31 protein-coding genes are annotated in these 23,607 nt (G+C 53.1%); 14 read left to right on the forward strand and 17 right to left on the reverse strand.

Features of this window, described 5'->3' with window-relative positions; translation table 11 throughout:
- Together Q0V82_RS13440 and dfrA1 are read right to left on the reverse strand one after the other, a co-directional pair.
- Positions 1-580 (reverse strand): aminoglycoside adenylyltransferase family protein (locus tag Q0V82_RS13440; protein ID WP_032442016.1); only part of this gene is annotated, 580 nt, incomplete at its 3' end.
- Positions 581-672: 92 nt separating this feature from the next.
- Positions 673-1,146, reverse strand: a complete 474-nt coding sequence (dfrA1, locus tag Q0V82_RS13445; RefSeq protein ID WP_000777554.1) for a trimethoprim-resistant dihydrofolate reductase DfrA1 — start codon at positions 1,144-1,146, stop codon at positions 673-675.
- Between the two features lie 156 nt (positions 1,147-1,302).
- On the opposite strand from dfrA1, the gene intI1 reads away from it, so the two are divergent.
- The 6 genes from intI1 (at position 1,303) to Q0V82_RS13475 (ending at position 5,974) form a co-directional block, all read left to right on the forward strand.
- Positions 1,303-2,316, forward strand: coding sequence for a class 1 integron integrase IntI1 (gene intI1 / locus Q0V82_RS13450; RefSeq protein WP_000845048.1), 1,014 nt, complete (start codon positions 1,303-1,305; stop codon positions 2,314-2,316).
- Between the two features lie 364 nt (positions 2,317-2,680).
- Complete coding sequence (locus Q0V82_RS13455; RefSeq protein WP_182075213.1) at positions 2,681-2,941, forward strand: metal-sensing transcriptional repressor; 261 nt, start codon at positions 2,681-2,683, stop codon at positions 2,939-2,941.
- A gap of 10 nt (positions 2,942-2,951) precedes the next feature.
- Positions 2,952-4,061, forward strand: a complete 1,110-nt coding sequence (locus tag Q0V82_RS13460; RefSeq protein ID WP_297576652.1) for a nickel/cobalt efflux protein RcnA — start codon at positions 2,952-2,954, stop codon at positions 4,059-4,061.
- A gap of 78 nt (positions 4,062-4,139) precedes the next feature.
- Positions 4,140-4,535 (forward strand): hypothetical protein, encoded by a 396-nt coding sequence (locus Q0V82_RS13465; RefSeq protein WP_297576653.1) that lies wholly within the window; start codon positions 4,140-4,142, stop codon positions 4,533-4,535.
- Between the two features lie 50 nt (positions 4,536-4,585).
- Positions 4,586-5,308: a HupE/UreJ family protein gene (locus Q0V82_RS13470; protein WP_297576654.1), complete on the forward strand. Its 723-nt coding sequence runs from the start codon at positions 4,586-4,588 to the stop codon at positions 5,306-5,308.
- Positions 5,309-5,338: 30 nt separating this feature from the next.
- Positions 5,339-5,974 (forward strand): transmembrane anchor protein, encoded by a 636-nt coding sequence (locus tag Q0V82_RS13475; protein WP_297576656.1) that lies wholly within the window; start codon positions 5,339-5,341, stop codon positions 5,972-5,974.
- Positions 5,975-6,330: 356 nt separating this feature from the next.
- Here the strand turns inward: Q0V82_RS13475 and Q0V82_RS13480 are convergent, their stop codons facing one another.
- The 4 genes from Q0V82_RS13480 to Q0V82_RS13495 all read right to left on the reverse strand — a co-directional run bounded on the left by Q0V82_RS13480 (position 6,331) and on the right by Q0V82_RS13495 (position 9,801).
- Positions 6,331-6,729 (reverse strand): hypothetical protein, encoded by a 399-nt coding sequence (locus tag Q0V82_RS13480; RefSeq protein ID WP_297576658.1) that lies wholly within the window; start codon positions 6,727-6,729, stop codon positions 6,331-6,333.
- Complete coding sequence (locus Q0V82_RS13485; RefSeq protein ID WP_297576659.1) at positions 6,698-7,363, reverse strand: hypothetical protein; 666 nt, start codon at positions 7,361-7,363, stop codon at positions 6,698-6,700. The genes Q0V82_RS13480 and Q0V82_RS13485 overlap by 32 nt, the downstream gene beginning before the upstream one ends.
- A 180-nt stretch (positions 7,364-7,543) precedes the next feature.
- Complete coding sequence (locus tag Q0V82_RS13490) at positions 7,544-8,224, reverse strand: hypothetical protein (RefSeq protein ID WP_297576661.1); 681 nt, start codon at positions 8,222-8,224, stop codon at positions 7,544-7,546.
- Positions 8,225-8,274: 50 nt separating this feature from the next.
- Entirely contained in the window at positions 8,275-9,801 is a 1,527-nt protein-coding gene (locus Q0V82_RS13495; RefSeq protein ID WP_297576663.1) for a MobA/MobL family protein, read from the reverse strand.
- Positions 9,802-10,006: 205 nt separating this feature from the next.
- Between Q0V82_RS13495 and Q0V82_RS13500 the strand changes: the two genes are divergently transcribed.
- Entirely contained in the window at positions 10,007-10,447 is a 441-nt protein-coding gene (locus Q0V82_RS13500) for a conjugal transfer protein TraD (protein WP_297576665.1), read from the forward strand.
- Positions 10,448-10,579: 132 nt separating this feature from the next.
- Here the strand turns inward: Q0V82_RS13500 and Q0V82_RS13505 are convergent, their stop codons facing one another.
- From Q0V82_RS13505 to Q0V82_RS13530, 6 genes are all read right to left on the reverse strand, one after another.
- Positions 10,580-11,008, reverse strand: coding sequence for a hypothetical protein (locus Q0V82_RS13505; RefSeq protein WP_297576667.1), 429 nt, complete (start codon positions 11,006-11,008; stop codon positions 10,580-10,582).
- A gap of 39 nt (positions 11,009-11,047) precedes the next feature.
- Positions 11,048-11,944, reverse strand: coding sequence for a DNA-binding protein (locus Q0V82_RS13510; protein WP_297576669.1), 897 nt, complete (start codon positions 11,942-11,944; stop codon positions 11,048-11,050).
- A 969-nt stretch (positions 11,945-12,913) separates the two neighbouring features.
- Positions 12,914-13,930, reverse strand: a complete 1,017-nt coding sequence (locus tag Q0V82_RS13515; RefSeq protein WP_297576670.1) for a replication initiator protein A — start codon at positions 13,928-13,930, stop codon at positions 12,914-12,916.
- A gap of 68 nt (positions 13,931-13,998) precedes the next feature.
- Positions 13,999-14,265, reverse strand: a complete 267-nt coding sequence (locus tag Q0V82_RS13520; RefSeq protein WP_297576672.1) for a hypothetical protein — start codon at positions 14,263-14,265, stop codon at positions 13,999-14,001.
- Positions 14,265-14,903, reverse strand: a complete 639-nt coding sequence (gene parA, locus Q0V82_RS13525) for a ParA family partition ATPase (RefSeq protein ID WP_297576674.1) — start codon at positions 14,901-14,903, stop codon at positions 14,265-14,267. The genes Q0V82_RS13520 and parA overlap by 1 nt, the downstream gene beginning before the upstream one ends.
- Positions 14,904-15,690: 787 nt before the next feature.
- Entirely contained in the window at positions 15,691-15,837 is a 147-nt protein-coding gene (locus Q0V82_RS13530) for a hypothetical protein (protein WP_297576675.1), read from the reverse strand.
- A gap of 85 nt (positions 15,838-15,922) precedes the next feature.
- On the opposite strand from Q0V82_RS13530, the gene Q0V82_RS13535 reads away from it, so the two are divergent.
- Complete coding sequence (locus tag Q0V82_RS13535) at positions 15,923-16,192, forward strand: hypothetical protein (RefSeq protein ID WP_297576676.1); 270 nt, start codon at positions 15,923-15,925, stop codon at positions 16,190-16,192.
- Positions 16,193-16,228: 36 nt separating this feature from the next.
- On the opposite strand, the gene Q0V82_RS13540 is transcribed toward Q0V82_RS13535, so the two are convergent.
- Both Q0V82_RS13540 and merR read right to left on the reverse strand, forming a co-directional pair.
- A complete protein-coding gene (locus Q0V82_RS13540) occupies positions 16,229-16,789 on the reverse strand; it encodes a recombinase family protein (protein ID WP_297576678.1) in 561 nt (186 codons plus the stop codon).
- A 198-nt stretch (positions 16,790-16,987) separates the two neighbouring features.
- Positions 16,988-17,422: an Hg(II)-responsive transcriptional regulator gene (merR, locus tag Q0V82_RS13545; RefSeq protein WP_000429838.1), complete on the reverse strand. Its 435-nt coding sequence runs from the start codon at positions 17,420-17,422 to the stop codon at positions 16,988-16,990.
- 71 nt (positions 17,423-17,493) lie between these two features.
- Here merR and merT point away from each other — a divergent pair, with 71 nt between their 5' ends.
- The 6 genes from merT to merE are packed head-to-tail and all read left to right on the forward strand — an operon-like array spanning position 17,494 to position 20,641.
- The gene (gene merT / locus Q0V82_RS13550; protein WP_001294667.1) at positions 17,494-17,844 is read left to right on the forward strand and encodes a mercuric ion transporter MerT; all 351 of its coding nucleotides are present in this window, start codon (positions 17,494-17,496) and stop codon (positions 17,842-17,844) included.
- Positions 17,845-17,859: 15 nt separating this feature from the next.
- Positions 17,860-18,135 carry a mercury resistance system periplasmic binding protein MerP gene (gene merP / locus Q0V82_RS13555; protein WP_000735441.1) on the forward strand — a complete coding sequence of 92 codons (276 nt, stop codon included), beginning with the start codon at positions 17,860-17,862 and terminating at the stop codon, positions 18,133-18,135.
- Positions 18,136-18,137: 2 nt separating this feature from the next.
- Positions 18,138-18,383 (forward strand): mercury resistance system transport protein MerF, encoded by a 246-nt coding sequence (merF, locus tag Q0V82_RS13560; RefSeq protein ID WP_000654684.1) that lies wholly within the window; start codon positions 18,138-18,140, stop codon positions 18,381-18,383.
- Positions 18,380-20,026, forward strand: coding sequence for a mercury(II) reductase (gene merA / locus Q0V82_RS13565; RefSeq protein ID WP_000136268.1), 1,647 nt, complete (start codon positions 18,380-18,382; stop codon positions 20,024-20,026). Before merF ends, merA begins: the two co-directional genes overlap by 4 nt.
- 16 nt (positions 20,027-20,042) lie before the next feature.
- A complete protein-coding gene (merD, locus tag Q0V82_RS13570; protein WP_003465059.1) occupies positions 20,043-20,408 on the forward strand; it encodes a mercury resistance co-regulator MerD in 366 nt (121 codons plus the stop codon).
- Positions 20,405-20,641 carry a broad-spectrum mercury transporter MerE gene (gene merE, locus Q0V82_RS13575; RefSeq protein ID WP_001087809.1) on the forward strand — a complete coding sequence of 79 codons (237 nt, stop codon included), beginning with the start codon at positions 20,405-20,407 and terminating at the stop codon, positions 20,639-20,641. The genes merD and merE overlap by 4 nt, the downstream gene beginning before the upstream one ends.
- Positions 20,642-20,693: 52 nt before the next feature.
- Here merE and Q0V82_RS13580 read toward each other — a convergent pair whose 3' ends face one another.
- Genes Q0V82_RS13580 through Q0V82_RS13590 form a run of 3 tightly spaced genes read right to left on the reverse strand, consistent with a single transcriptional unit; the run spans position 20,694 to position 23,491 of the window.
- Positions 20,694-21,308 (reverse strand): recombinase family protein, encoded by a 615-nt coding sequence (locus tag Q0V82_RS13580; protein ID WP_000904941.1) that lies wholly within the window; start codon positions 21,306-21,308, stop codon positions 20,694-20,696.
- Between the two features lie 60 nt (positions 21,309-21,368).
- Entirely contained in the window at positions 21,369-22,586 is a 1,218-nt protein-coding gene (locus Q0V82_RS13585) for a TniQ family protein (protein WP_003465063.1), read from the reverse strand.
- Positions 22,583-23,491, reverse strand: coding sequence for a TniB family NTP-binding protein (locus tag Q0V82_RS13590; protein WP_003465065.1), 909 nt, complete (start codon positions 23,489-23,491; stop codon positions 22,583-22,585). Before Q0V82_RS13590 ends, Q0V82_RS13585 begins: the two co-directional genes overlap by 4 nt.
- Positions 23,492-23,607: the final 116 nt, after the last annotated feature.

Below are 23,607 nucleotides of genomic sequence, written 5' to 3' on the forward strand. Positions count from 1 at the left end.
AAATGCGGGACAACGTAAGCACTACATTTCGCTCATCGCCAGCCCAGTCGGGCGGCGAGTTCCATAGCGTTAAGGTTTCATTTAGCGCCTCAAATAGATCCTGTTCAGGAACCGGATCAAAGAGTTCCTCCGCCGCTGGACCTACCAAGGCAACGCTATGTTCTCTTGCTTTTGTCAGCAAGATAGCCAGATCAATGTCGATCGTGGCTGGCTCGAAGATACCTGCAAGAATGTCATTGCGCTGCCATTCTCCAAATTGCAGTTCGCGCTTAGCTGGATAACGCCACGGAATGATGTCGTCGTGCACAACAATGGTGACTTCTACAGCGCGGAGAATCTCGCTCTCTCCAGGGGAAGCCGAAGTTTCCAAAAGGTCGTTGATCAAAGCTCGCCGCGTTGTTTCATCAAGCCTTACGGTCACCGTAACCAGCAAATCAATATCACTGTGTGGCTTCAGGCCGCCATCCACTGCGGAGCCGTACAAATGTACGGCCAGCAACGTCGGTTCGAGATGGCGCTCGATGACGCCAACTACCTCTGATAGTTGAGTCGATACTTCGGCGATCACCGCTTCCCTCATGATGTTTAACGCCTGGCACAGCGGATCGCAAACCTGGCGCGGCTTTTGGTACAAAAGGCGTGACAGGTTTGCGAATCCGTTGCTGCCACTTGTTAACCCTTTTGCCAGATTTGGTAACTATAATTTATGTTAGAGGCGAAGTCTTGGGTAAAAACTGGCCTAAAATTGCTGGGGATTTCAGGAAAGTAAACATCACCTTCCGGCTCGATGTCTATTGTAGATATATGTAGTGTATCTACTTGATCGATCAGGCTTTTGTATATCTCCCCACCACCTGAAACAATGACATGATCCGTTATTTTCTTTAGGTTGGTTAAAGCATCTTTAATTGATGGAAAGATCAATACGTTCTCATTGTCAGATGTAAAACTTGAACGTGTTACGACCGCATACTTTCGGTTGGGTAATGCTCCCATTGATTCAAAAGTCTTGCGTCCAACCAACAGCCATTGGTTATAGGTAATAGCTTTAAACAGGAGCTGTTCACCTTTGGCACTCCATGGAATATCAGGGCCATTCCCGATAACTCCATTCTTCGATATAGCTACCATTAGTGATAGTTTCACAATTCTTCCTCAGAGGTTAACTTTGTTTTAGGGCGACTGCCCTGCTGCGTAACATCGTTGCTGCTCCATAACATCAAACATCGACCCACGGCGTAACGCGCTTGCTGCTTGGATGCCCGAGGCATAGACTGTACAAAAAAACAGTCATAACAAGCCATGAAAACCGCCACTGCGCCGTTACCACCGCTGCGTTCGGTCAAGGTTCTGGACCAGTTGCGTGAGCGCATACGCTACTTGCATTACAGCTTACGAACCGAACAGGCTTATGTCCACTGGGTTCGTGCCTTCATCCGTTTCCACGGTGTGCGTCACCCGGCAACCTTGGGCAGCAGCGAAGTCGAGGCATTTCTGTCCTGGCTGGCGAACGAGCGCAAGGTTTCGGTCTCCACGCATCGTCAGGCATTGGCGGCCTTGCTGTTCTTCTACGGCAAGGTGCTGTGCACGGATCTGCCCTGGCTTCAGGAGATCGGAAGACCTCGGCCGTCGCGGCGCTTGCCGGTGGTGCTGACCCCGGATGAAGTGGTTCGCATCCTCGGTTTTCTGGAAGGCGAGCATCGTTTGTTCGCCCAGCTTCTGTATGGAACGGGCATGCGGATCAGTGAGGGTTTGCAACTGCGGGTCAAAGATCTGGATTTCGATCACGGCACGATCATCGTGCGGGAGGGCAAGGGCTCCAAGGATCGGGCCTTGATGTTACCCGAGAGCTTGGCACCCAGCCTGCGCGAGCAGCTGTCGCGTGCACGGGCATGGTGGCTGAAGGACCAGGCCGAGGGCCGCAGCGGCGTTGCGCTTCCCGACGCCCTTGAGCGGAAGTATCCGCGCGCCGGGCATTCCTGGCCGTGGTTCTGGGTTTTTGCGCAGCACACGCATTCGACCGATCCACGGAGCGGTGTCGTGCGTCGCCATCACATGTATGACCAGACCTTTCAGCGCGCCTTCAAACGTGCCGTAGAACAAGCAGGCATCACGAAGCCCGCCACACCGCACACCCTCCGCCACTCGTTCGCGACGGCCTTGCTCCGCAGCGGTTACGACATTCGAACCGTGCAGGATCTGCTCGGCCATTCCGACGTCTCTACGACGATGATTTACACGCATGTGCTGAAAGTTGGCGGTGCCGGAGTGCGCTCACCGCTTGATGCGCTGCCGCCCCTCACTAGTGAGAGGTAGGGCAGCGCAAGTCAATCCTGGCGGATTCACTACCCCTGCGCGAAGGCCATCGGTGCCGCATCGAACGGCCGGTTGCGGAAAGTCCTCCCTGCGTCCGCTGATGGCCGGCAGCAGCCCGTCGTTGCCTGATGGATCCAACCCCTCCGCTGCTATAGTGCAGTCGGCTTCTGACGTTCAGTGCAGCCGTCTTCTGAAAACGACAGACAGGGGAGGGCGTTGCGCAAAGGATCGTTTTCGAGAAACGAATTTCCTTAGTGTGGGATTTTTTCCGTTTTCCCACGTAGCCCACAAACATCAAGTAAAAACGGGACAAACCTAAAAATTATCGGTTAATATCCTATCCCCCAGGATAGGATATTAACTAATGAGCACGCACGCATCACACCCCGACATCATTAAACGATTGAAACGAGCCGCTGGTCATCTCAATAGTGTTATTGCGATGCTAGAGAGTGAGCGTGGCTGCTTGGAAATTGCTCAGCAACTTCAAGCCGTTGAGAGTGCGGTGAGTAGTGCTAAAAAAACTTTGGTACACGATCACATCGACCATTGCCTTGAACATGCAGTGCAAGATCAAAGCGTGGATGCCATTCGTGAATTCAAAGCGATAACAAAATATTTATAAGGATTACATCATGTTTGAATTTACAAGCTTTATTCAGCAAGGCAATGCGTGGTTATTTATCCCGAGCGCCATTTTATTAGGTGCCTTACACGGTTTAGAGCCTGGTCATTCCAAAACCATGATGGCTGCATTTATTGTCGCTGTGCGCGGCACTTGGCAACAGGCCGTTTTGCTTGGTTTGGCGGCAACACTTTCTCATACAGCGGTGGTATGGATTATTGCTTTGGGCGGGATGTATTTTGGTCAACGCTGGGGTGCAGAAACCAGCGAACCCTATCTGCAAATCGCATCAGCAGTGATTATTATCGCAACTGCGTTATGGATGATTTGGCGTACATGGCGCAATCAACAAGATGCTACTGAGCATTCACACGACCACGACCATCATCACGGGCATGATGAAACCAAACGCATTGATACCGGACACGGTGTAGTACGACTCGAAATTTTTGAAGATGGTGTACCACCACGCTTTCAATTATTTGCCGACAGCGGCCAAACATGGGCGGCAAATCAAGTCAAAATCCAAACTGAACGTGCCGATGGCAGCATTCACGCCTTCACTTTCGTGCAACGTGACGGGTTTTTAGAATCTGAGCAAGAAATCCCTGAACCACATGAATTTGTAGCTCGTTTGAGTCTAGGACATGGTCATCATAGCCATGACTATGATGTGGAATATGTAGAGCATGCTCACCATGCGATTGCGGATTATGAGCAACTAGATATAGCTGCGCCCGGTTATCAAGACCCACATGAATTAGCACACGCCAACGATATTCGCCGTCGTTTTACCAATCAAAATGTGACGACAGGGCAAATCGTCGTATTTGGCCTAACTGGAGGATTGATCCCTTGTCCTGCGTCCATTACGGTCTTATTGCTGTGCTTGCAACTCAAAAAAATCGCGTTAGGTGCCACACTGGTGATGGGATTTAGTATTGGTTTAGCACTTACCTTGGTATTGTCAGGGGTGGTTGCTGCCTTAAGTGTAAGGCATATGTCTAAACGCTGGAGCGGCTTTGGCGAATTTGCACGTAAAGCGCCATATTTCTCTGGAGCGCTAATTATGCTTGTGGGTTTGTATGTGGGTTATCACGGTTGGATCAATTTGCCTTAAGCAAATGCAGGAACTTCAATGCTAAACTGCAGTCTGTTTTATGCCGTTACAATTAACTGAGTTAAATCGATCCTAACGATGCGCCGCGCTTTTTTCATTCCCAGCAAACAACAGCTCGTGATGCTCATCATGCTGCTGTGCGCGTGGCTGCCTATCGCCAGCATGGTGTCATTTTCCCATTCGCCGATCTTAACTCAGCAATTTGAACAACAACGGCACTCTGAACTGGCTGTTGATCTTGATGATGAGCATGGGCATAGCCATCATGATGGTGAAGTTGCAGAGCAAGCTACAGGCCATGTACACGGGCACGCGAACTTTGATCATGACCACGATTTACCGCAAATTCTCCTCAACGCGGATAATTTAATCCATCCACCTCAAATTGCTTGGTTTGAACAGCAGCATTCTGCTGAGTACCCCGCACCCAACTATCGGCTTGAACGCCCACCTCGTCTCAAAGTAGTCGCTTAACACGCGCCGTCACCAAGACGGCTGGTTAATCACTCATTTGAGAGTTCTCTATGTTTCAGAATCGTTTAAACGGACTGTCGAGCTGGCGCTCGCCTGCCGTATTGTTATGGCTGGCATTTGCCTGCCTATTCTTCATGACGGCAGGGGCACATGCCCACGGTGTCGCCGAGGGTGATAAAGGCTATATCTCGGAAATTACCGGTGTTCATTTCTTGTCGTTCATTTACTTGGGCGCAAAACACATGATCACCGGCTATGACCATATTTTGTTCTTATTCGGGGTGATTTTTTTCCTCTATAAGCTCAAAGACATTGGCCTGTATGTCAGTCTATTTGCCATCGGCCATTCCACAACCATGCTACTCGGCGTGTATTTTGGCTCGGGCGTCAGTGGCTATTTGATTGACGCCATTATCGGTCTGTCAGTCGTTTACAAAGCACTCGATAACGTCGGCGCATTCAAGCGTTGGTTTGGTGTTCAGCCCAACCCCAAGGCTGCCACGCTGATCTTTGGTTTCTTCCACGGTTTTGGTTTGGCGACCAAAGTTTTGGAATATGAGATTTCCAAAGACGGGCTCTGGCCAAATCTAATTGCTTTCAATATCGGCGTCGAAATCGGTCAACTGCTCGCCCTGTTCTCCATCCTGATTGTGATGAATTACTGGCGACGCACCGCGAGTTTTTTACGCCATGCCTATACGGCCAATATCGCCATGATGGGCGCTGGCTTTGTGCTAATTGGCATGCAATTGACTGGCTATTTTGTGGCTTAAACCACCTTCTAAAAATTCAAGGAATTCAATATGTACAACTCTGATATGCCAACCCGCGCCGAATTGCCAAGCGCTCAAAAACTGCTACGTTCTACTTTTATTGCTTTAACCACTGCTGTTGTATTGTTAATCACCGTCGTACTGCCAGCCGAATATGGCATTGATCCGACGGGTATCGGTAATACCTTGGGGCTGAAAAAAATGGGGGAAATCAAACAAACTCTGGCGGCTGAAGCGGCACAAGATGCAGCGAAAGACACTAGCAAATCACCACTGCAATCGACCGTCCAAGCAGCAACAGCAGAACAGGCCAAGCCGGTAACGGAAACTAATCGTGCAACTCGCAACGATCAGATGGTCATTACCCTCAAGCCTGGTGAAGGTACGGAAATCAAAATGACTATGCAAAAGGGAGCGAAGGTGACCTATTCATGGCGCAGTGAAGGTGGCTTGGTCAATGTGGATGCACACGGCGACCCAATCAACCCACCGGAAGGCTTCTATCACGGTTACGGCAAGGAGAAGCAAATTGCCGGTAAAGAAGGTGTTCTTGAGGCCGCATTTGATGGCAAGCATGGCTGGTTTTGGCGCAATCGTTCAGAAACAAACGTGACCATTACGCTGAAAACCAGTGGTGACTATCAATCCATCAAGAAAGTGATGTGACCCCTCGCATATCAGCTTAAGAAAATCAATTTACAAAATGGGACTTACATAATGAAAACCATGACTCAAGTAATTCGCTTCAGCATCTTGGCTTTATTGATCGGTATGACTGCCGCTTGCGGTAACAACAGTGCGGACGCATCAAAATCGAAGGAGGAAGCTCACGGTCATAGTCACGACTAATATGTAGTAAATGTAATAGCGAGAACAAACAGGTTCTCGCTATTACATCTTTTTCAATTCAAGTTTCAATGCCCTCTTGGAATCGCTAAAGGAATGATCAACTCCCCCTCTTGGGTCAACTCTGTCCTTTTTTCCGCCGACTCATCCAGCTGATACCGTTGATAAAATGACAATTATTCAGAAAGAAAATCAGCCAGATGAGCAACAACGTCAGGGTGAACCTGAGCCAAACGATCTATATTTTTACCTGCAGTTAAGCCAACTTTCCTGCATGTATGCGATGCAGAGCTTAACGCAATTAAAAGCGCGTCATAGTCTGCAGTGCCTTCTAGACTAAGCAATGCGTCCCACGCATCTTTGCCGCTGAGCCATTGAAAGCAATTCAGTAGCGACCAGCCAGGCGAGACTTTTCTCGCTTCAACATTCCAGCCACCCAATGGCATTGGCTCATCTTGAATCAGCCGAACAGTCAGCAGCGCAGCTGCACGCAACTTATTCTGATTCATTTGCAAAACCATTTCTTTAGTCAAAAAGCTTTTCTTATTTGATGCCATTTGATTTACACCATCCATCCCAAGTCAGCCATGTTGGCGGAATTCGATCATAGCCTGCCAACCAAGTTGGTAAATTAGGATCAAGCCATCCTATCGTACCTAAAGCCAGCGCATGCTGATCAATCAAACTGGGAGTCAGCCATAACAAAGGCTCGTGATGAAACACACGATTTCTAAGATCACGAATTTGATTTAGCGCGGCAGAAACGGTATGCCTTTGACGTTGTGGCTTTGGACAGCGCGGAAAAACTAACCGTAGCTCTTTCCACAGTAATGTTTGAAACGACTTATTGAATAACGAACTCCAAAATCCAAACGTCAGCTCGGCAACCACTTTATCTGGTGTTTGCTTTTCTTTACGGCGCGCCAACTTATCTTTGGCGCTACTAACCTCTTTGTTTTGCCAATTGAACGCAGGATCTCCAATCCATGCTTCCCACCAATCAGCACGACCATAAAACTGAGTCAGTTTTAGGTGAATCCCATTTCTCAATGCAATTTCTAAAACATTGAGCATAGGCAGCATTGCTTCTGACAAACGCAGATTATGTGCGTATGCCTCCGCTGCTAATGAATCATTCCGATGGCAAGCCTGATGGTAGCGCCCTAGGCGGGCAGGAGAGAAATGGCGCTCAAGATCATTCCAGTGCATGGTGCAAGACTGCTTATGGCATCAAAAGAAACTCAATGATATACTGAGTATGCAGCCCTAGGCTAAGTCCTCTTCCAGCCACCATACTGGTAATGACACTAGGTTCGATCTGGCCACCTTCATGGTGGCCACCCTATTTTGAAAAAAGCCTCGCTTCAAGCGAGGCTTTTTTTATATGAATCAATATCCCTTAAGCACCATGTAGGCTTCACCTTTCGCAGAGTCACCATAAAGCCCCGCCTTTTGATCGACGGAGACACATAAACGTGACGGCTTCCCATCAGGGGGGTTGCATTTGCTCAACTTCGCTCGTCCAGCCCGCTTCGCCCAATCCTCCGCTCCCGCTTTCAGCGTTGCGACTTCAGCCTGCAAGGCATCACGCTCAGCAATCAGCGTCTCAACCTGGCTGCGCTGATACCAAACAGAACCCCAAGCAATCAACAATACAGTCAGTAACGTTCCTGCAGCAATACCGCCCGCCATCAGCGCCCATTTCCAGCCAAACGATGCCGTTGCTCGATTCAACTTGGCTTCAACATCATTGGCCGAGCGAGCTGCTCCAGCCAAACCACCAATAATCGGTTTCAGCGCGTTTTCTAAAGCTGTTTTCGTATCATCGCCAACGTACTGTAGCGATGCACCAACACCCGCTTTAACTGCTTGTGCGGCACCACTTTTAACGGCTGGCTGTACGTCATTGGCGGCCAGTTTGACCGCTTCAATCGCCTGATTGGCTGCGTGAGTAGCGCGAGCCAAGGCCGCAATTTGTGCTTTAAGCTCAGCCTGCAGCTCCTTATTAGCGGCGGTTTGCTCTTCGGCCATCGTGAATAAAACGCTGAGTTTTTGTTGTTGTTCATCCATGGTCATTCCTCTGATGTCGGGATTCGATGTCATTGTGTGATTTTTTGCCATTAGCGCCCCATGCTCGGACTAGGTGCTGGCGGTTCTTGATCTCGTTCTGGTTTAGTTTTTCGTTGTGGTTCGATCTGCGCGGCCAGCTGCGCCACCCAAACGGGTACTTTATCTGCGCTATCAGCTTGTACGCAGCGCGGCGAGCACGCGGTAATCGCGGCAATGACTTCAGCCTGCGGTCGGCGCTGCTGCAAAGCCGATGATGCAGCATCAAAATCCACCCGTTTCCAATCCACTTGTCCTGGCTGCATGTTGGCCGCCTTCAGTGCATCAAGTGCGACTTCGGCGTAAATCGTTTCACTATTCACGTACACGGCAGGACTCGGACCGCCAACACGATGCCGAAGTAATACATTGTTCAAATCTTTTACGCGCTGAATCGCCGCTTCGCGTAATGCCAGTTTTTGCTCATTAATCTGACGCTGTTTTTCTTGTTCGAGCCATAGCCGTTGTTGCTCTGCCCTTTGTGCGTTTTCGAGCGCTTGTCGCTCGGCTTCGGCACGCTGCTCGGCCAGCGCCTTCATAGCCGCTACGCGCTGTACTTCTGCCTGGTGGAGCACCTGCTTTTGCGCCTCAACTAGACGCCGTTGTTCTTCTTGTTCACGGATTTGACGCTGTTGCTCTGCACGTTGAGCGGCCAAGTCTTGTTTGAATTGCGCGGTTGCCTGTCGAGCAAAATCACGCACTTCATTTTCAAGGCGGATTTTGTCGGCGCTGGCTTGCGCCTCCTTGCTCAGCTTCTTCTCACGCTCCTGCTTTGCCGCAGTCAAGTTGCCCGATATATCAATCAGGCCAACAGCATGATTGGCTCGTTCTAATTCGCCTTCGGCAGCGCGTCGCGCCAATAGGGTGCTGATGTCGGTTGCGGCCAGTTTTCTGACGCCAATCCCGCCTAGGTGAAACTCGGGCTCTCGATCTATGCCTTGCTCTTTCAGGCTGCGATGATCCACACGTGCTGCATGGCCGTAACGCGCCAAGTGTTCGTTCTGAATTTCAGCCCAGCTTTGTCGCGTGGCGAGTAATCTTTCTTCGGTGCCCGCGCTGTCTTTTTTACAGCCGCCACGCTCTGGATTTTTTGCGTTATAGCGTTTGAAATATTGTGACGGGTCGCGCTCAATCTCGTCGTTGGTTCGCTCGCTGTACATGATATGTGCATGCGGCTGTTCACCGCCTTCGAGTGCCGCCTTGGGCGTGTGGATCGCCCACTGGTAGGTATGCCGTTTGCCCAACTCACGCTGCACAAAGTCTTCGACTAATTCACGCCGCTGATCGGGCGTGAGTTCTCGCGGTAGCGCGACTTCAATTTCACGATACGTCGCGCCATTGGCGCGTTCGTACTCGTCGGCAGCTTGCCAGAAGTGGGCTGGATTGTGTTCAGCCCACTTTGGCATATTGCCGTAGCCACTGCACTCTAAATCCTCATAGCGTGGTGAGTCGCTATATTTCCCTTCACGGGAGATATAGGCGGCATGGGCGGCGGCTTTGCCTTTGCCGCCCACTTTCACCGAGCAATGATAGGATGCCATAGTGCGTGGCTGGCCTTTGGTTTCGGTGTTGTTTTTGACGTTGCCGTGGTCTTTTACTTTGGCTCCATGCAGTGGCGCACGTTTCTCGCAGAGAAAGAACTAAGTGCGCCTTCCATATACTGCACATGGAAGGATACGCCTTTGCAGTGGAAACCGGAAGCAGCTAGACTACTCAGATCAAACCACCAATGATAAGGAGTCGGCAATGGCAACAACAGATTGGCTACAAGATAGAATCGCCCACCTTAAGGCTCTAAAAAATCCAAGTGAGCAACAGTCACTATTAATCTTGTTAGCAGAAAAAATTGAGCGCACAACACAAGAAGAAAAAACCTTCTCAGCTTTGGTTCGGGCTGAGAAAGCTATGCTCGCAGCAACCAAAGCCCGCCAAGCCGCCAGCCAGTTAATCAATAGCGAAAATCGCAAAGCAAAAGAAGCTGAACGCAAGGCGAGAAACCATCGCTTGATTCAGCAAGGTGCTTTGGTAGACTTGGCTGGTTTAGAACAACGCAGTCGCGGCGAATTAATGGGGCTACTGCTCGGAGCTGCAGCCATCACTGATCCGCAACGCTGGTCGGATTGGAAAATGAAAGGTGATGCTTTTCTAGCCGAAGTAGAAGCAAAGAACAAGCAGGCCAAACTGTAGTAGTTTGGAATTAAGCCTGATCGGTTTTTGGCTTGAATGATCGCTGCAAATTAACGGGCGCGTTCTACTGTCGTTCGATCACCCACCCAGGTCAAAAGCGCCCGAAGTTTTGCTTGGGTTTTAGTATCCTGTTTATGGGATAAAGCCAAGGCGAGCATGCCATGCCGCTTTGGTTTCTTCTTGGCCATACTGCAGTGCTAAAGCAGGATCAAAATTGAGATTTTGTTTTGCCCAATATAGTGCGCGGTAGTAGGTCATCGAATCAATTTCAAGCAACTCTAAAAAGAGTTCTTGTAGTCGTGAGTATTGGCGATAGGTCTCCTCGCCATAGTCCTGTAGTAGTACAAATGCCCAGCCCGAAGGGTTGCCGATTTTTTCAGGGTTGAGGCTGGGAAGTAAGGGGTATGTTTTTTCAGTTTGATCGTTGGTCAAAATCATGAAGTGTCGGTGATCGGTATCAGACACCATCGCCAGGCGACGGCGAATGGTGCCATCTGGCCAGACGCCAGCATCGATTTCGATAATGTCGCCCGTTTCAAAAGTAACGATGGGATTCTGCATACCGCCCTCCTTCACACCGATGGCCGTTCCAGTAGCTGCTTATTTGGCGTTGGCCGTTAACTGGCCCCGTAATTCGGCGGCAGTTTGTAATGCGGTTTTGACTTCTTGCTGAGCGGCATCCAGTTCGCGGGCTTGTTGTTGGATTTGAGTTTGCAAGGATTCAATCTTGCCGTTCAAGGTCGCAATGGTGGTGTTGGCCATTTCGGCTTTGCTGCTTTCCAGTGTAGCCAATTCCCGCACTTGGTTCAGTTGGCGCTTCAATTCATCGGTGGCCGCTTCGGCCACTTGAGCGCGATGCTCAGCCGCTTCCAGTTTGGCAGCAGTCACAGCAGCCAGTTTTTCAGCGTCGATGCGCCCTTGGCGCTCCAGCTCTAGCTGTGCTCGCAATTGCGCGATTAAAGCCTGTTGCTCGGTGAGTTTTTCAGCTTGATTTTCGAGTTTGTTGCGAGTCTGCGCGACTTCGATCCGCGCCGCTTCTGCGGCGCTGCGCTCGCGTTGCAATTCTTGCCCTTGACGCTCCAGTTCGGTGGCACGTTCTGCCGCAGTGGCCGCTTCACGATCCCGCTCAGTCGTCAGGATGCCAATTTGTTCGGCAAGGGTATCGCGCTCCCCTTCCAGGATTTCACCCACCGCCGCCAATTCACTGGCTTCGGTTTGTGCCAACACTAAACGCCCTTCTACTTCCGCCCTTGCAGTCGATGCCGCCTTAGCGATTTCTGCCGCAATCGCTGCAGTCAGCGCATCAGGCAATGCCGCGACAACCGCCGCCATTTGAGGACGGGCATCACGCCACGCAGAAAGGTGGCGGTGGATCGTATTCGGGCTACCCGTTCCCAATCGTTCTCGGATGGCGCGAATGGTGGCTTGCTGACCATCACCCACTAAAGCATCAGCAACCGCAGCGACTTGCTCGTAAGAAACACCTTCTCGCGCCATACTCCACCCCATATCGTAAAATATAATAACATATCAATACAGATATGATACGATACAATATGAAATTATACAAGTAGTCCGATGAAAACCAACACAAACACCACACTCAAAAAAGCCGCATAAACGTCCGTAGAGCGATTTTTAGGGGTCGAGTCACAGAAACCCCTATGCCAAGGGCTAAAAACCGCCAGAAACCCATTTTTTGTCGATTTGACGCGATGTTTTAAGCAAACCACGAAAGCCATGCTTATTTCGGCCGTGCTGGTTCAGGTTTCCACGCTGGTCAAAAATGCACTACTCACCTGCCAAACTGGTTTTGGGTTCAGGTTACAGCTGAAGCTGGCCTAGCGCGGTAACACCGCGCTTTACCCACTGGATCAATTGAGGGTGTTTGAATTTTGGAAAGTGTGATTTGACACGAATGCTGGTTAGAACCCTTGGCCATAGGCCAAGATTGAAATGACTGCGCCAGGGGCGCTGCTTATTTGGGAGGGGGAGCCGACTTGATCGGGGGAACCCCGAAGGGGTGCCACGGGCTTTGCCCGCTACGACGTAAAACGTTATCCACAGATTTTTGTGGCCTACCCACGTTAAAGACTTTAATAAGTTAAAAAATGCGCGCGCGCGTTACGGTTTTTTAAACCCTTGCTGTAGTTGGGTTTGTAGGTCTTTTTGGTGGGTGATGTAACGAATAGCGAGTGGGTGATATAACGATTAATTTACTCTATTTGGTGGGTGATGTAACGACAAAGCGCACATACGACAACCGTTTTAGTGGGTGATATAACGATAGTGGATAATGCCCAACAACCGTAGCTTTGCCATCAAAATCCACACGGAAAGCACTTCAATCTGACTAGGTAATGTCACGAGGCAAACATAACCCCAATAAAGTAGGTTAAATCTATTCCTCGCCATCTAAAAGCCTATCCTGCTGGTGGGTGATGTAACTATGCAAAAGTAAACATGCTACAGCGCTTTACCCAACGCCTTCATTGCCAATCGTTTTACATTTCTTGTATAAAAATGTACTTGGTCACTATCTTTATCCAGCATCATTCGGTAATCAGGAAGAGTGTCTGCTTGAATAATCGCTACTAGCATCCGCTTAAACTCTTTCAGCTCAGCTTTGCTTCCACATTTTTCATGCAGCAGTTCAAGCCCAATTTTCCATTCCACTTGATGCCCCGTATGTTTGCGGGCTAACTCATATAGGCGGCGCTCCAAAGGTTTGCGCAATCGAAAGTAATCTCGGTTGATCGTCAGAACTTCATGGGCTTGAACCGCGTTAAATAGCCACTCAGACAACGTAACCTCAACTGCAATCATTCGATCATCTGTGGGTGACTTTTCGACTATTTTCCAACGTTCGATCAGTCCAAAACCTTCTTTAACACGCTCTCCACCCGTTTTGATATTGGTTTTGATGCTCGTGCCACGCAACCGCTCCATCGCAATTTCTAACCGCTGATACTCTTTGCCACCTGTTGGTTTATTCGTAGAAACCAGATAGTCATAAACGGTAAAGCGCACGACTCGATTTTGAGCATCAAGACGGTCGCGATTCAATGCCTCAGTCATTTGCGAAACGATGTAAATCAGAACATCTTTATCAAACTGAGTAGCTCGCCCTTGAACGCTTGGTGTGACAGTGATGCTGCGCTGGCCATCTTGGCTTTCCCAATGCCACACAGTTAAATCTGGCTTAGTTGCCAAGGTAAAAATTGGCACCTCCATACTCGCGCCATCATCTTTCAGTGCGTAATCAAACATATCGCATAAGAAAAAATCACGTGTAGGGTGGCGTACAGGCAACAGTCCACGACTTGCCCCTGCCTTCTCACTGTCAATACCTTTTTCAGTGTTATTTCCCGTAGGAAGCGCAGCATCAGCGATGAATAAGTCCGTCTGCTTAGCGTCAGACGCACGTTTAGCCAAAGCTCTAGCTGCCACTTCTGCAACGTGTTCTTTGATGTTTTTACCCATAATTTCAGCTTCTTAGTTTGATATTGACGCAATAGCGTCATGACGTATTGACGTCATGACATCAACCATTACTTTAGGCTTGGTAGACCTTTCTCAATAAACACCTTAGAAAGACCATCGACGGCCAAAGCCTGAATACTCACGCCCTCGGCCACAGCCAGTTGATGCACACGTTCCCACTCAGCACGAGGTAAGCGAACAGTTAACGCCACAATATCCCCTTTCCCACGCTCTCGCCGCGCCGCACTTATCTCGGCGGAATTCTCTTGCGTTGAGCTTGCTGCAGCTGCGCTGCCTTTTCTACTAAATGCAGCTAATCCAGTTGGCTTCGTCATTACATTTGCTCCTTCAACCAATTCCATAAACTTCTAATCTCCCCTGCTGCTTTACCTTCACTCTCAAACTCAGTGACAGCTCGGCCAGAAGCAACAGCTCGGGAAAATGCTCTTCGATCAATAATTTCAACGGGAGCAATGGGCAGTCCATACTCGGCTAGAATCGTGCGTGTCTCTGCAATTTCTGGAGAACGGAAAGGACACGCAGACAAAACAAAAACAGCAGGCACACCAGCAGCCTTCACAATATCAACAGCACTCCCTGCAGCCGCTATGTCAAAAGCAGTTGGACGACATGGAATAACCACCAAATCAACCGCTCGAACAATTTTGGTAGCATCAGGAGCAGCATGTGGAGCCGTATCAACAATAGCTAAAGTCATATGCTCTTGTTTTGCAACATCCAAAACCCGCAACAATTCAGTAGCTGCAGCCGTAGCGACAATCGGGTAGTCCTGGCTTCGAGCCTCTCCCCATACTGTGGCACTTTTCTGTGGATCAGTATCAACCACCACTACACGCTCACCAGCTTCATGCGCAGCAACAGCAGTATGTACCGCTAAGGTAGTTTTTCCACTGCCACCTTTTTGACTTAAAAAAGCAATTTTAAGCATAAATACCTCATGAATTTGCGTCATGACTTCGTGACGTCATGACGCATCTTATCTCATAAGAAATCAAAGTCAAGACGTAATGACGTCATGACGTCATGACGTCAAAAAGCCATGTATTAAAGTTGCAATTTATTAGCCTGATTTGCCAGTTTGTTTCAACGTTGCGGAATCACGAATCTTAGAGATTCGATCTTCTAATGACAATGCTCTAGGCATCGGCTGATCAAATGGGAATAACAGCTGCAGGTACTGGCAACGATCTAAAGCAGACAGAGCCCTTAAAAAAGTTTCTAGGTGCCCGTGTCCATGCGTTTCCAACCGCTTATAGGTACGTAAAGCGATTCCTGCTCGTGCTGCGAAAATCGCCTGAGACTCTTTTCTTTGTTTTCGAGCACGACGAATTCTTGACGCCAAATACGAACAAAGTTCGTCATGGGATGCCCGCTTTAGATGCTGAGTTTCTTGCTCTGGAGTCATGAAAACCCAAATAGGCCATATTTGGCACCATTATAACTGCGGGTGTGGATAATTAAAAAAACATCTTGAACAAGCGTTCTGTATGCAATAGCATTTGTGTTGAAGACAGCTACATAACACAAGATGTAGTGTTTATTCACAATCTATGCACAAAAACCAAAGGCCGACATAGGTCGGCCTTTGGTGGTTCTAAAGTAGCCATTTGATTCATGGCCTTATGTAGAACGCTTCGTTGGGGAATGCAAGCGTACATATCATATAGCTCAAGATCAAGCGGCAACGATGGATGGTGCAAACTTTACATTAGAGGATATATATATGAGTAATACGCGCACTACAGGTTCCAAAGCTGCAACGGCAGCATCGAAGACACTACAAAATCCATCGACAGGTGCTCGATCACGCACAGCGGCAGCAAGCGCATTATCACAAACAGGCGCACCAAATAAACAAACATCAGCCTCCGCAGCAACAGCTGCATCTAAGGTGCTAACAGATGGCCGTACTAGTGCAGCATCTAAATCAGCTGCTGCAAGCGCTCTCGCTCAAGCACGCGGGAGTAAAAAATGAAAGTGAATATGGCGCACCTAAGAGAACGCTCAACCACTGGTGGGTGGATCAATTTCGCGGTTTTTGATGCCAAATCAACAAACGGCAATAACGATCAACTTTTATATCAACTCACTAAGTCAGCAGAATCCGCAGGCCTCCGTGTTGATCAGTCTGCGTTAGTATTTCCATCTGCAGGCCGCATCCAGTTTTATGGCAGTAAGAACTTGGTTTCTTACTTGTCTAAGAACGGTGTTCCCCACTGGACTCATACCATCAATGTGTAAATGATCAATAAAGCAGGGGCTTAATACTCCCCTGCTTTATTCAATGGCGTATTTAACAAGTAACCTAGTGATAGTAGAAGGGTGCACCTGAAATAGACGTGCGGCATCTGCTCCGGTCTTCTGGCCAGAAGATACTAGGCTAATAATTTCAGTTTGCTGTTGTTTGGTCAGTTTGGGGCGGCGACCACCAATTCGACCTTCTTTTCTGGCTGCATCGAGGCCGTTTTTAGTACGTTCACGCAGCATCGCCCGCTCAAACTCAGCGAACGATCCAACGATTTGCATCATCATTCGACCTGCAGGTGTTCCGGTATCAATGGCTTCGGTCAGGCTTTTAAAAATTGCACCAGCTGCGTCTATTTTTTCCAAAACAAGCAGCAAATCTTTCAGCGAACGTGAAAGACGATCTAGCTTCCAAACCACCACCGTGTCACCACTTCTGAGCTGATCTAGCAAACGCTGCAGCTCTGGGCGATCCCAACGCCCCCCCGATGCCTTTTCTTGATAAATCCGTTCGCAGCCCGCTTCAGTCAGTGCTGTGATTTGTGCCTGGGTATCTTGCTCTTGCGTTGAAACGCGGGCGTAGCCGATTCGCATGATTGCGTATTCCTGTTGCTATTTGATTGGATTCTGCAACAGGAATACGCAACGCGCAAACCCTCATTCCATCGTGACAGTGTCACTTTCAGAAGGCGACAGCACGAAATATCAAAAGTCGACCGCACGGTCTTTTCTGACGTTGGAGTCGCCTCAGAAAACGGAAAATAAAGCACGCTAAGGCGTAGTTCCCTCGGGCTACACCGCGTCCGCACTGCGCGGTTCTTTCTTCCCTTGCAGTGACGCAATCAGCGGGCAGGAAACGTTCCCCTTCCGCGCATGGCAGGCGCACACCAAATCAGACAGCACGGCCTCCATGCGCGCCAGGTCAGCCATCCTCTCGCGCACGTCCTTGAGCTTGTGCTCGGCCAGGCTGCTGGCTTCCTCGCAATGGGTGCCATCCTCCAGCCGCAGCAGCTCGGCGATCTCATCCAGGCTGAAGCCCAACCGCTGGGCTGATTTCACGAAGCGCACCCGCGTTACATCCGTCTCGCCATAGCGGCGAATGCTGCCGTAAGGCTTGTCCGGTTCCGGGAGCAAGCCCTTGCGCTGATAGAACCGGATGGTCTCCACATTGACCCCGGCCGTCCTGGCGAAAACGCCAATGGTCAGGTTCTCCAAATTGTTTTCCATATCGCTTGACTCCGTACATAACTACGGAAGTAAGCTTAAGCTATCCAATTCAGATTCGAAAGGACAAACGTATGTCTGAACCTCAAAACGGGCGCGGCGCGCTCTTCACTGGCGGGCTGGCCGCCATCCTCGCCTCGGCTTGCTGCCTCGGGCCGCTGGTTCTGATCGCCTTGGGGTTCAGCGGCGCTTGGATCGGCAACTTGACGGTGTTGGAACCCTATCGCCCCATCTTTATCGGCGTGGCGCTGGTGGCGTTGTTCTTCGCCTGGCGGCGCATCTACCGGCCGTCAGCCGCCTGCAAACCGGGTGAGGTTTGCGCGATTCCCCAAGTGCGAGCTACTTACAAGCTCATTTTCTGGGGCGTGGCCGTGCTGGTTTTGGTCGCGCTCGGATTTCCCTACGTCGTGCCATTTTTCTATTGATCACAGGAGTTCACCATGAAAAAGCTGCTTTCCGCCCTTGCCCTCGCTGCCGTTGTTGCCCCCGTGTGGGCCGCCACCCAGACCGTTACGCTGTCCGTACCGGGCATGACCTGCTCGGCCTGTCCGATCACTGTCAAGAAGGCGATTTCCAAGGTCGATGGCGTCAGTAAAGTTGACGTGACCTTCGAGACGCGCGAAGCGGTGGTCACCTTCGATGATGCCAAGACCAGCGTGCAGAAACTGACCAAGGCTACCGAGGATGCGGGCTACCCATCATCAGTCAAGAACTGATCATGAAAGACCCGAAGACACTGCTGCGGGTCAGCATCATTGGCACAACCCTCGTGGCGCTGTGTTGCTTCACCCCTGTTCTGGTCATTTTGCTCGGTGTGGTCGGCTTGTCCGCGCTGACCGGCTATCTGGACTATGTGCTGCTGCCTGCGCTGGCGATTTTCATCGGCTTGACCATCTACGCCATCCAACGAAAACGCCAAGCCGATGCCTGCTGCACCCCGAAATTCAATGGAGTAAAAAAATGACCGAAATCACCGTGAATGGCATGACCTGCACATCCTGCGCCACCCATGTCAAAGATGCTTTGGAAAAGATTCCCGGCGTGAATGCCGCTGTGGTGTCCTATCCAGAAAGCCGCGCGCAAGTCATGGCAGACACCGCCGTGAGCCACAACCAACTGCTGGCCGCCATCGCCGCATTGGGTTATCAAGGCTCGATCCGGGTTGGTGATTTCAAAGATGAACCAAAAATCCGTGATGCACTTGAGGGCGCCGGTTTGCATATCGCCATCATTGGCAGCGGCGGGGCCGCGATGGCGGCGGCGCTGAAGGCCGTCGAGCAAGGCGCGACGGTCACGCTGATCGAACGCGGCACCATCGGCGGCACCTGCGTCAATATCGGCTGTGTGCCGTCCAAGATCATGATCCGCGCTGCCCATATTGCCCATCTGCGCCGGGAAAGTCCGTTCGACGGCGGTATTGCGGCAACTGTGCCTGCGATTGACCGCAGCAAACTGCTGGCCCAGCAGCAGGCCCGTGTCGATGAACTGCGGCACGCCAAATACGAAGGCATCCTGGACGGCAATCCAGCCATCACCGTTTTGCACGGTGAAGCGCGTTTCAAGGACGACCAGAGCCTGGTCGTCCGTTTGAACGAGGGTGGCGAGCGCGAGGTAACGTTCGACCGCTGCCTGGTCGCCACCGGTGCCAGTCCGGCCGTGCCGCCGATTCCGGGCCTGAAAGAGTCACCCTACTGGACTTCCACCGAAGCGCTTGTCAGCGACACCATTCCCGCACGCCTGGCCGTGATCGGTTCGTCGGTGGTGGCGTTGGAACTGGCGCAAGCCTTTGCCCGGCTCGGCAGCCAGGTCACGATCCTGGCACGCAGCACCTTGTTCTTCCGGGAAGACCCGGCCATCGGCGAGGCCGTGACAGCCGCTTTCCGCGCCGAGGGCATCGAGGTGCTGGAGCACACGCAAGCCAGCCAGGTCGCCCATGTGAACGGCGAATTCGTGCTGACCACCGGACACGGTGAATTGCGCGCTGACAAGTTGCTGGTTGCCACCGGTCGGGCACCGAATACGCGCAGCCTCGCGCTGGACGCGGCGGGGGTCACTGTCAATGCGCAAGGGGCCATCGTTATCGACCAAGGCATGCGCACGAGCAACCCGAACATCTACGCGGCCGGCGACTGCACCGACCAGCCGCAGTTCGTCTACGTGGCAGCGGCCGCCGGCACCCGTGCCGCGATCAACATGACCGGCGGCGACGCAGCCCTCAATCTGACCGCGATGCCGGCAGTGGTGTTCACCGACCCGCAAGTCGCCACCGTGGGCTACAGCGAGGCGGAAGCGCACCACGATGGCATCGAGACCGACAGTCGCACGCTGACACTCGACAACGTTCCGCGAGCGCTTGCCAACTTCGACACACGCGGCTTCATCAAGCTGGTCATCGAGGAAGGTAGCGGACGGCTCATCGGCGTGCAGGCGGTGGCCCCGGAAGCGGGCGAACTGATCCAGACGGCGGTGCTCGCCATCCGCAACCGCATGACGGTGCAGGAACTGGCCGACCAGTTGTTCCCCTACCTGACAATGGTCGAGGGGTTGAAGCTTGCGGCGCAGACCTTCAACAAGGACGTGAAGCAGCTTTCCTGCTGCGCTGGATAAAAAAAGGAGGTTTTCAATGAGCGCCTACACCGTGTCCCGGCTGGCCCTTGATGCCGGGGTGAGCGTGCATATCGTGCGCGACTACCTGCTGCGCGGATTGCTGCGTCCGGTGGCGTGCACCCCGGGCGGCTATGGCCTGTTCGATGATGCCGCCTTGCAACGGCTGTGCTTCGTGCGGGCGGCCTTCGAGGCGGGCATCGGCCTGGACGCGCTGGCGCGGCTGTGCCGGGCGCTGGATGCTGCGGACGGCGATGAAGCGGCCGCGCAGCTTGCCGTTCTGCGCCAGTTCGTCGAGCGTCGGCGCGAAGCGTTGGCCGATCTGGAGGTGCAGTTGGCCACCATGCCGACCGAGCCGGCACAGCACGCGGAGAGTCTGCCATGAACAGCCCCGAGCGCTTGCCGTCCGAGACGCACAAACCGATCACCGGCTACCTGTGGGGCGCGCTGGCCGTGCTCACCTGTCCCTGCCATTTGCCGATTCTCGCCATTGTGCTGGCCGGCACGACGGCCGGCGCGTTCATCGGAGAGTACTGGGGTATCGCAGCCCTCACGCTGACCGGTTTGTTCGTCCTGTCTGTGACACGACTGCTGCGGGCCTTCAAAGATCGATCATGAGCGCTTCCCATTGAGACAAACCACGCTGTCGCTACGTTGCCTCATGCCGGCATCAAATTCGGCTGAGTAGCTTCTCGCCATCTGGACGTAGCTCACCCTTGGGTGAAACATGCCGATACAGGGTCTGCCGCGTGACGCCAAGTTCCTGGCACAGGTCGCCGACCTTGGTCTCTGGCTGACCCATTGCCGCCATCGCCAGCCGCAGCTTGGCGGCGGTCATCTTGAACGGCCGGCCGCCTTTCCGCCCGCGCGCGCGGGCCGAGGCTAGGCCGGCAATCGTGCGCTCCGCGATCAACTCGCGCTCGAACTCGGCCAGGGCGGCGAAGATGCCAAAGACCAGCTTGCCGGCGGCGGTCGTGGTGTCGATGGCCGCGCCGTGCCCGGTTAATACCTTCAAGCCGATGCCGCGCCCAGTCAGGTCGTGCACGGTGTTGATGAGATGTCGCAGGTCGCGTCCGAGCCGATCCAGTTTCCACACGACCAGTGTGTCGCCAGTTCGCAACGCCTTCAGGCAGCTCGTCAAGCCGGGCCGATCCTCGCGCATGCCGGATGCCTGGTCCTCGTAAAGATGTACTGGATCGACCCCGGCGGCAATCAGCGCGTCGCGCTGCAAATCGGTAGCCTGGGAGCCGTCCGCCTTCGATACCCGCATGTAGCCTATCAGCATGTCGTACCTGTCACATATACGTTCGATTATGTGACAGTGTGAGCCAGAAAGTTCTCGCCGTCAAAAACTGTCACTTAACCCGTCATTTAGTCTAAGACCTGCAAACGGCCATTCAGGCTCGTAATGTGACAAAAACTCCGGCGGGATGCCCTCCTTGGTGAACGTGGCGCGCAAACGTTCCAGGGATTCGGGGTCGCGTCGCCCGTAGGACGCCAGTGTGAACAGCAAGCGGGCCGTCTCCGGGTTGTGTCGCGCTTCAATGATGGCCTCATCGATGGCCTGGGCTGCTCGTTGCCAGTGGTTGATGGGTTCCGGCTTCGGCACCTTCGCCGGCAGGCCGTTGGTGAAACCAGTGTGCGGCTCCGTCTGAAACAGCGCGGCCTGTTCCCCGCGCGGGATCAGCGCCTTTGACTCGATCAGCGTGATGGCGGTGGCCGCCGCCTCCAGCATCTGCCACTGCACCGCCGGGGCCAGAATCTCGTAGGGACGCCACAGACTCTGCCCGGCGCGCAGCGGATGGCCGCAGCGCTCCCAGACATGGCGGATGCTCGCCGAGCAACTGCCGCAGTGCGAGAGCGGCGTGTTCAGCTCATCAAGCAGGGTGCGCAGCAGCCGGAACCACAAGCCGGCGTGGACACGCCGACGCGGCAGCTCCACAAAACCCGTCGTCAGCGCCTGCCAGGTGCGCCGGTCCATGCAGGCGATTGCGTCATCGGCAGGGCGCGGCGCAGCATCGGCGATTTCCCACTGAAGATACCGGCCGGGCATGCCCCAGTAGGACTCCAGCCAGCAGCCATGCTGCGGGCAGCTCAGCATCAAGGGGAGCTGCCAGACGAGTAGCACAGCTTGATTCGTTGGATCGTTCAGACACTGCGGACACGCCCGGCGAATCGTCTGGCTCGGTAGCCAGGCACGCCAGCGAGTGATGGACCGCACCTTGCGGGTGCGCTTGGGCAGGAGCACCGCGCATTGGAATGTATAGGTTTCCAAGGCTGCTGGTACCGAATCGTCGAGACTGTCGAGCAGCCACGGCACCCAGCCTGCAAGACTCATGCTGCGCAACCGCTCCAGCTCGACGCCACTGCGCTGGCAGAGCGCCGTCAGCAACGACAAGGATGGTGCGGTATCCAGGTCATCAAGTTGGCTGTGACCAAGATCGTGGGCCAGCAGCTCGTGCACGTCCATCTGGTAGCAGGCGGCGACCCGGTTGAGCCATGAGGACAGGGCTTCGCCTTCCTTGGGTGCCGGATGCAGCGGCCAGCGCGGCGCGGACTTCACATCAGTTCCCGCTCGAACTGTCGCCGCCGCTCACTGGGGCCGATGTAGTCGGCCATGCTGAGCGTGCGGTGGTTGATCGCTTCCTCGCCACTCTCCACGGCGGCGACGGCCGCCGCCACCAGCAGATGTGCAAGCTCGCCGATGGTGCCTTCGCTCCGGGTGAGCAGGTAGCGGGCCATGTCCAGCGTGGCAATCGGGGATGGCCGCCGTAGCGGGAGTGACGCCGCGAAGCTGGCCAGCAGCGAGCAGCAGTCCTCATTGGCCTCCCACGGCGGCAGCAGCATCGGCTCGAAGCGGTTTTCCAACTGATCGTCCGAACGGATGGCCAGGTACGCCTCGCGCGTGCCGACCCCGACCAGGGGGATACGCAGCTCGTTGCCGAGGAAGCGCAGCAGGTTGAGGAACTCGCGCCGGTTAACGCTGTTGCCAGCCAGTACATTGTGCAGTTCGTCGATCACCAGCATGCGCACGCCGACCTTGCGCAGCAGGGCCAGCGCCAGTTGCTCCATTTCCGGCAGCCGTGGGCGCGGGCGCAGCGGCGCGCCCATCGCAGCCAGCAGCGCGACATAGAAGCGGATCACCGATGGCTCTGACGGCATCTGCACGACCAGCACCGGGATATGTTCTTGGTCAGCGTCGGTGCCGACCGGGTGCGCCCGCCGGAATTTCTCGACGATCATCGACTTGCCGTTGTTGGTGGGGCCGACCAGCAGCAGGTTTGGCATGCGTTGCTTGTTCGGCCACGCATACAGAGTTTCCAGCCGGTTCAGCGCCTCGACCGCGCGCGGGTAGCCGATCCAGCGGTCGGCGCGAATGCGCTGGATGCGCTCGTCTGCCGGCAGCCTGGCCAAACCCTGTGCCGCTGGCAGCAGGTGGGACAGGTCAATGACGGGATATTCGTCCACGGCTACCACTCCTCGATCTGATCGAACGGTTTGGCCGGCGGCAGGTTGTCTGCCTGCGGGTCCGATCCAGCGGTCGGCGCGAATGCGCTGGATGCGCTCGTCTGCCGGCAGCCTGG

Source organism: uncultured Deefgea sp. (assembly GCF_947072475.1).
GTDB lineage: Bacteria > Pseudomonadota > Gammaproteobacteria > Burkholderiales > Chitinibacteraceae > Deefgea.

Bases quoted from the DNA above. Each gene is read 5' to 3' on its own strand.
- intI1 (WP_000845048.1), top strand. From the start codon at position 1,303: ATGAAAACCGCCACTGCGCCGTTACCACCGCTGCGTTCGGTCAAGGTT.
- Q0V82_RS13455 (WP_182075213.1), top strand. From the start codon at position 2,681: ATGAGCACGCACGCATCACACCCCGACATCATTAAACGATTGAAACGA.
- Q0V82_RS13460 (WP_297576652.1), top strand. From the start codon at position 2,952: ATGTTTGAATTTACAAGCTTTATTCAGCAAGGCAATGCGTGGTTATTT.
- Q0V82_RS13465 (WP_297576653.1), top strand. From the start codon at position 4,140: ATGCGCCGCGCTTTTTTCATTCCCAGCAAACAACAGCTCGTGATGCTC.
- Q0V82_RS13470 (WP_297576654.1), top strand. From the start codon at position 4,586: ATGTTTCAGAATCGTTTAAACGGACTGTCGAGCTGGCGCTCGCCTGCC.
- Q0V82_RS13475 (WP_297576656.1), top strand. From the start codon at position 5,339: ATGTACAACTCTGATATGCCAACCCGCGCCGAATTGCCAAGCGCTCAA.
- Q0V82_RS13480 (WP_297576658.1), bottom strand. From the start codon at position 6,729: ATGGATGGTGTAAATCAAATGGCATCAAATAAGAAAAGCTTTTTGACT.
- Q0V82_RS13485 (WP_297576659.1), bottom strand. From the start codon at position 7,363: ATGCACTGGAATGATCTTGAGCGCCATTTCTCTCCTGCCCGCCTAGGG.
- Q0V82_RS13490 (WP_297576661.1), bottom strand. From the start codon at position 8,224: ATGGATGAACAACAACAAAAACTCAGCGTTTTATTCACGATGGCCGAA.
- Q0V82_RS13495 (WP_297576663.1), bottom strand. From the start codon at position 9,801: ATGGCATCCTATCATTGCTCGGTGAAAGTGGGCGGCAAAGGCAAAGCC.
- Q0V82_RS13500 (WP_297576665.1), top strand. From the start codon at position 10,007: ATGGCAACAACAGATTGGCTACAAGATAGAATCGCCCACCTTAAGGCT.
- Q0V82_RS13505 (WP_297576667.1), bottom strand. From the start codon at position 11,008: ATGCAGAATCCCATCGTTACTTTTGAAACGGGCGACATTATCGAAATC.
- Q0V82_RS13510 (WP_297576669.1), bottom strand. From the start codon at position 11,944: ATGGCGCGAGAAGGTGTTTCTTACGAGCAAGTCGCTGCGGTTGCTGAT.
- Q0V82_RS13515 (WP_297576670.1), bottom strand. From the start codon at position 13,930: ATGGGTAAAAACATCAAAGAACACGTTGCAGAAGTGGCAGCTAGAGCT.
- Q0V82_RS13520 (WP_297576672.1), bottom strand. From the start codon at position 14,265: ATGACGAAGCCAACTGGATTAGCTGCATTTAGTAGAAAAGGCAGCGCA.
- parA (WP_297576674.1), bottom strand. From the start codon at position 14,903: ATGACGCAAATTCATGAGGTATTTATGCTTAAAATTGCTTTTTTAAGT.
- Q0V82_RS13530 (WP_297576675.1), bottom strand. From the start codon at position 15,837: ATGCAGCTGTTGCTGCGGAGGCTGATGTTTGTTTATTTGGTGCGCCTG.
- Q0V82_RS13535 (WP_297576676.1), top strand. From the start codon at position 15,923: ATGAAAGTGAATATGGCGCACCTAAGAGAACGCTCAACCACTGGTGGG.
- Q0V82_RS13540 (WP_297576678.1), bottom strand. From the start codon at position 16,789: ATGCGAATCGGCTACGCCCGCGTTTCAACGCAAGAGCAAGATACCCAG.
- merR (WP_000429838.1), bottom strand. From the start codon at position 17,422: ATGGAAAACAATTTGGAGAACCTGACCATTGGCGTTTTCGCCAGGACG.
- merT (WP_001294667.1), top strand. From the start codon at position 17,494: ATGTCTGAACCTCAAAACGGGCGCGGCGCGCTCTTCACTGGCGGGCTG.
- merP (WP_000735441.1), top strand. From the start codon at position 17,860: ATGAAAAAGCTGCTTTCCGCCCTTGCCCTCGCTGCCGTTGTTGCCCCC.
- merF (WP_000654684.1), top strand. From the start codon at position 18,138: ATGAAAGACCCGAAGACACTGCTGCGGGTCAGCATCATTGGCACAACC.
- merA (WP_000136268.1), top strand. From the start codon at position 18,380: ATGACCGAAATCACCGTGAATGGCATGACCTGCACATCCTGCGCCACC.
- merD (WP_003465059.1), top strand. From the start codon at position 20,043: ATGAGCGCCTACACCGTGTCCCGGCTGGCCCTTGATGCCGGGGTGAGC.
- merE (WP_001087809.1), top strand. From the start codon at position 20,405: ATGAACAGCCCCGAGCGCTTGCCGTCCGAGACGCACAAACCGATCACC.
- Q0V82_RS13580 (WP_000904941.1), bottom strand. From the start codon at position 21,308: ATGCTGATAGGCTACATGCGGGTATCGAAGGCGGACGGCTCCCAGGCT.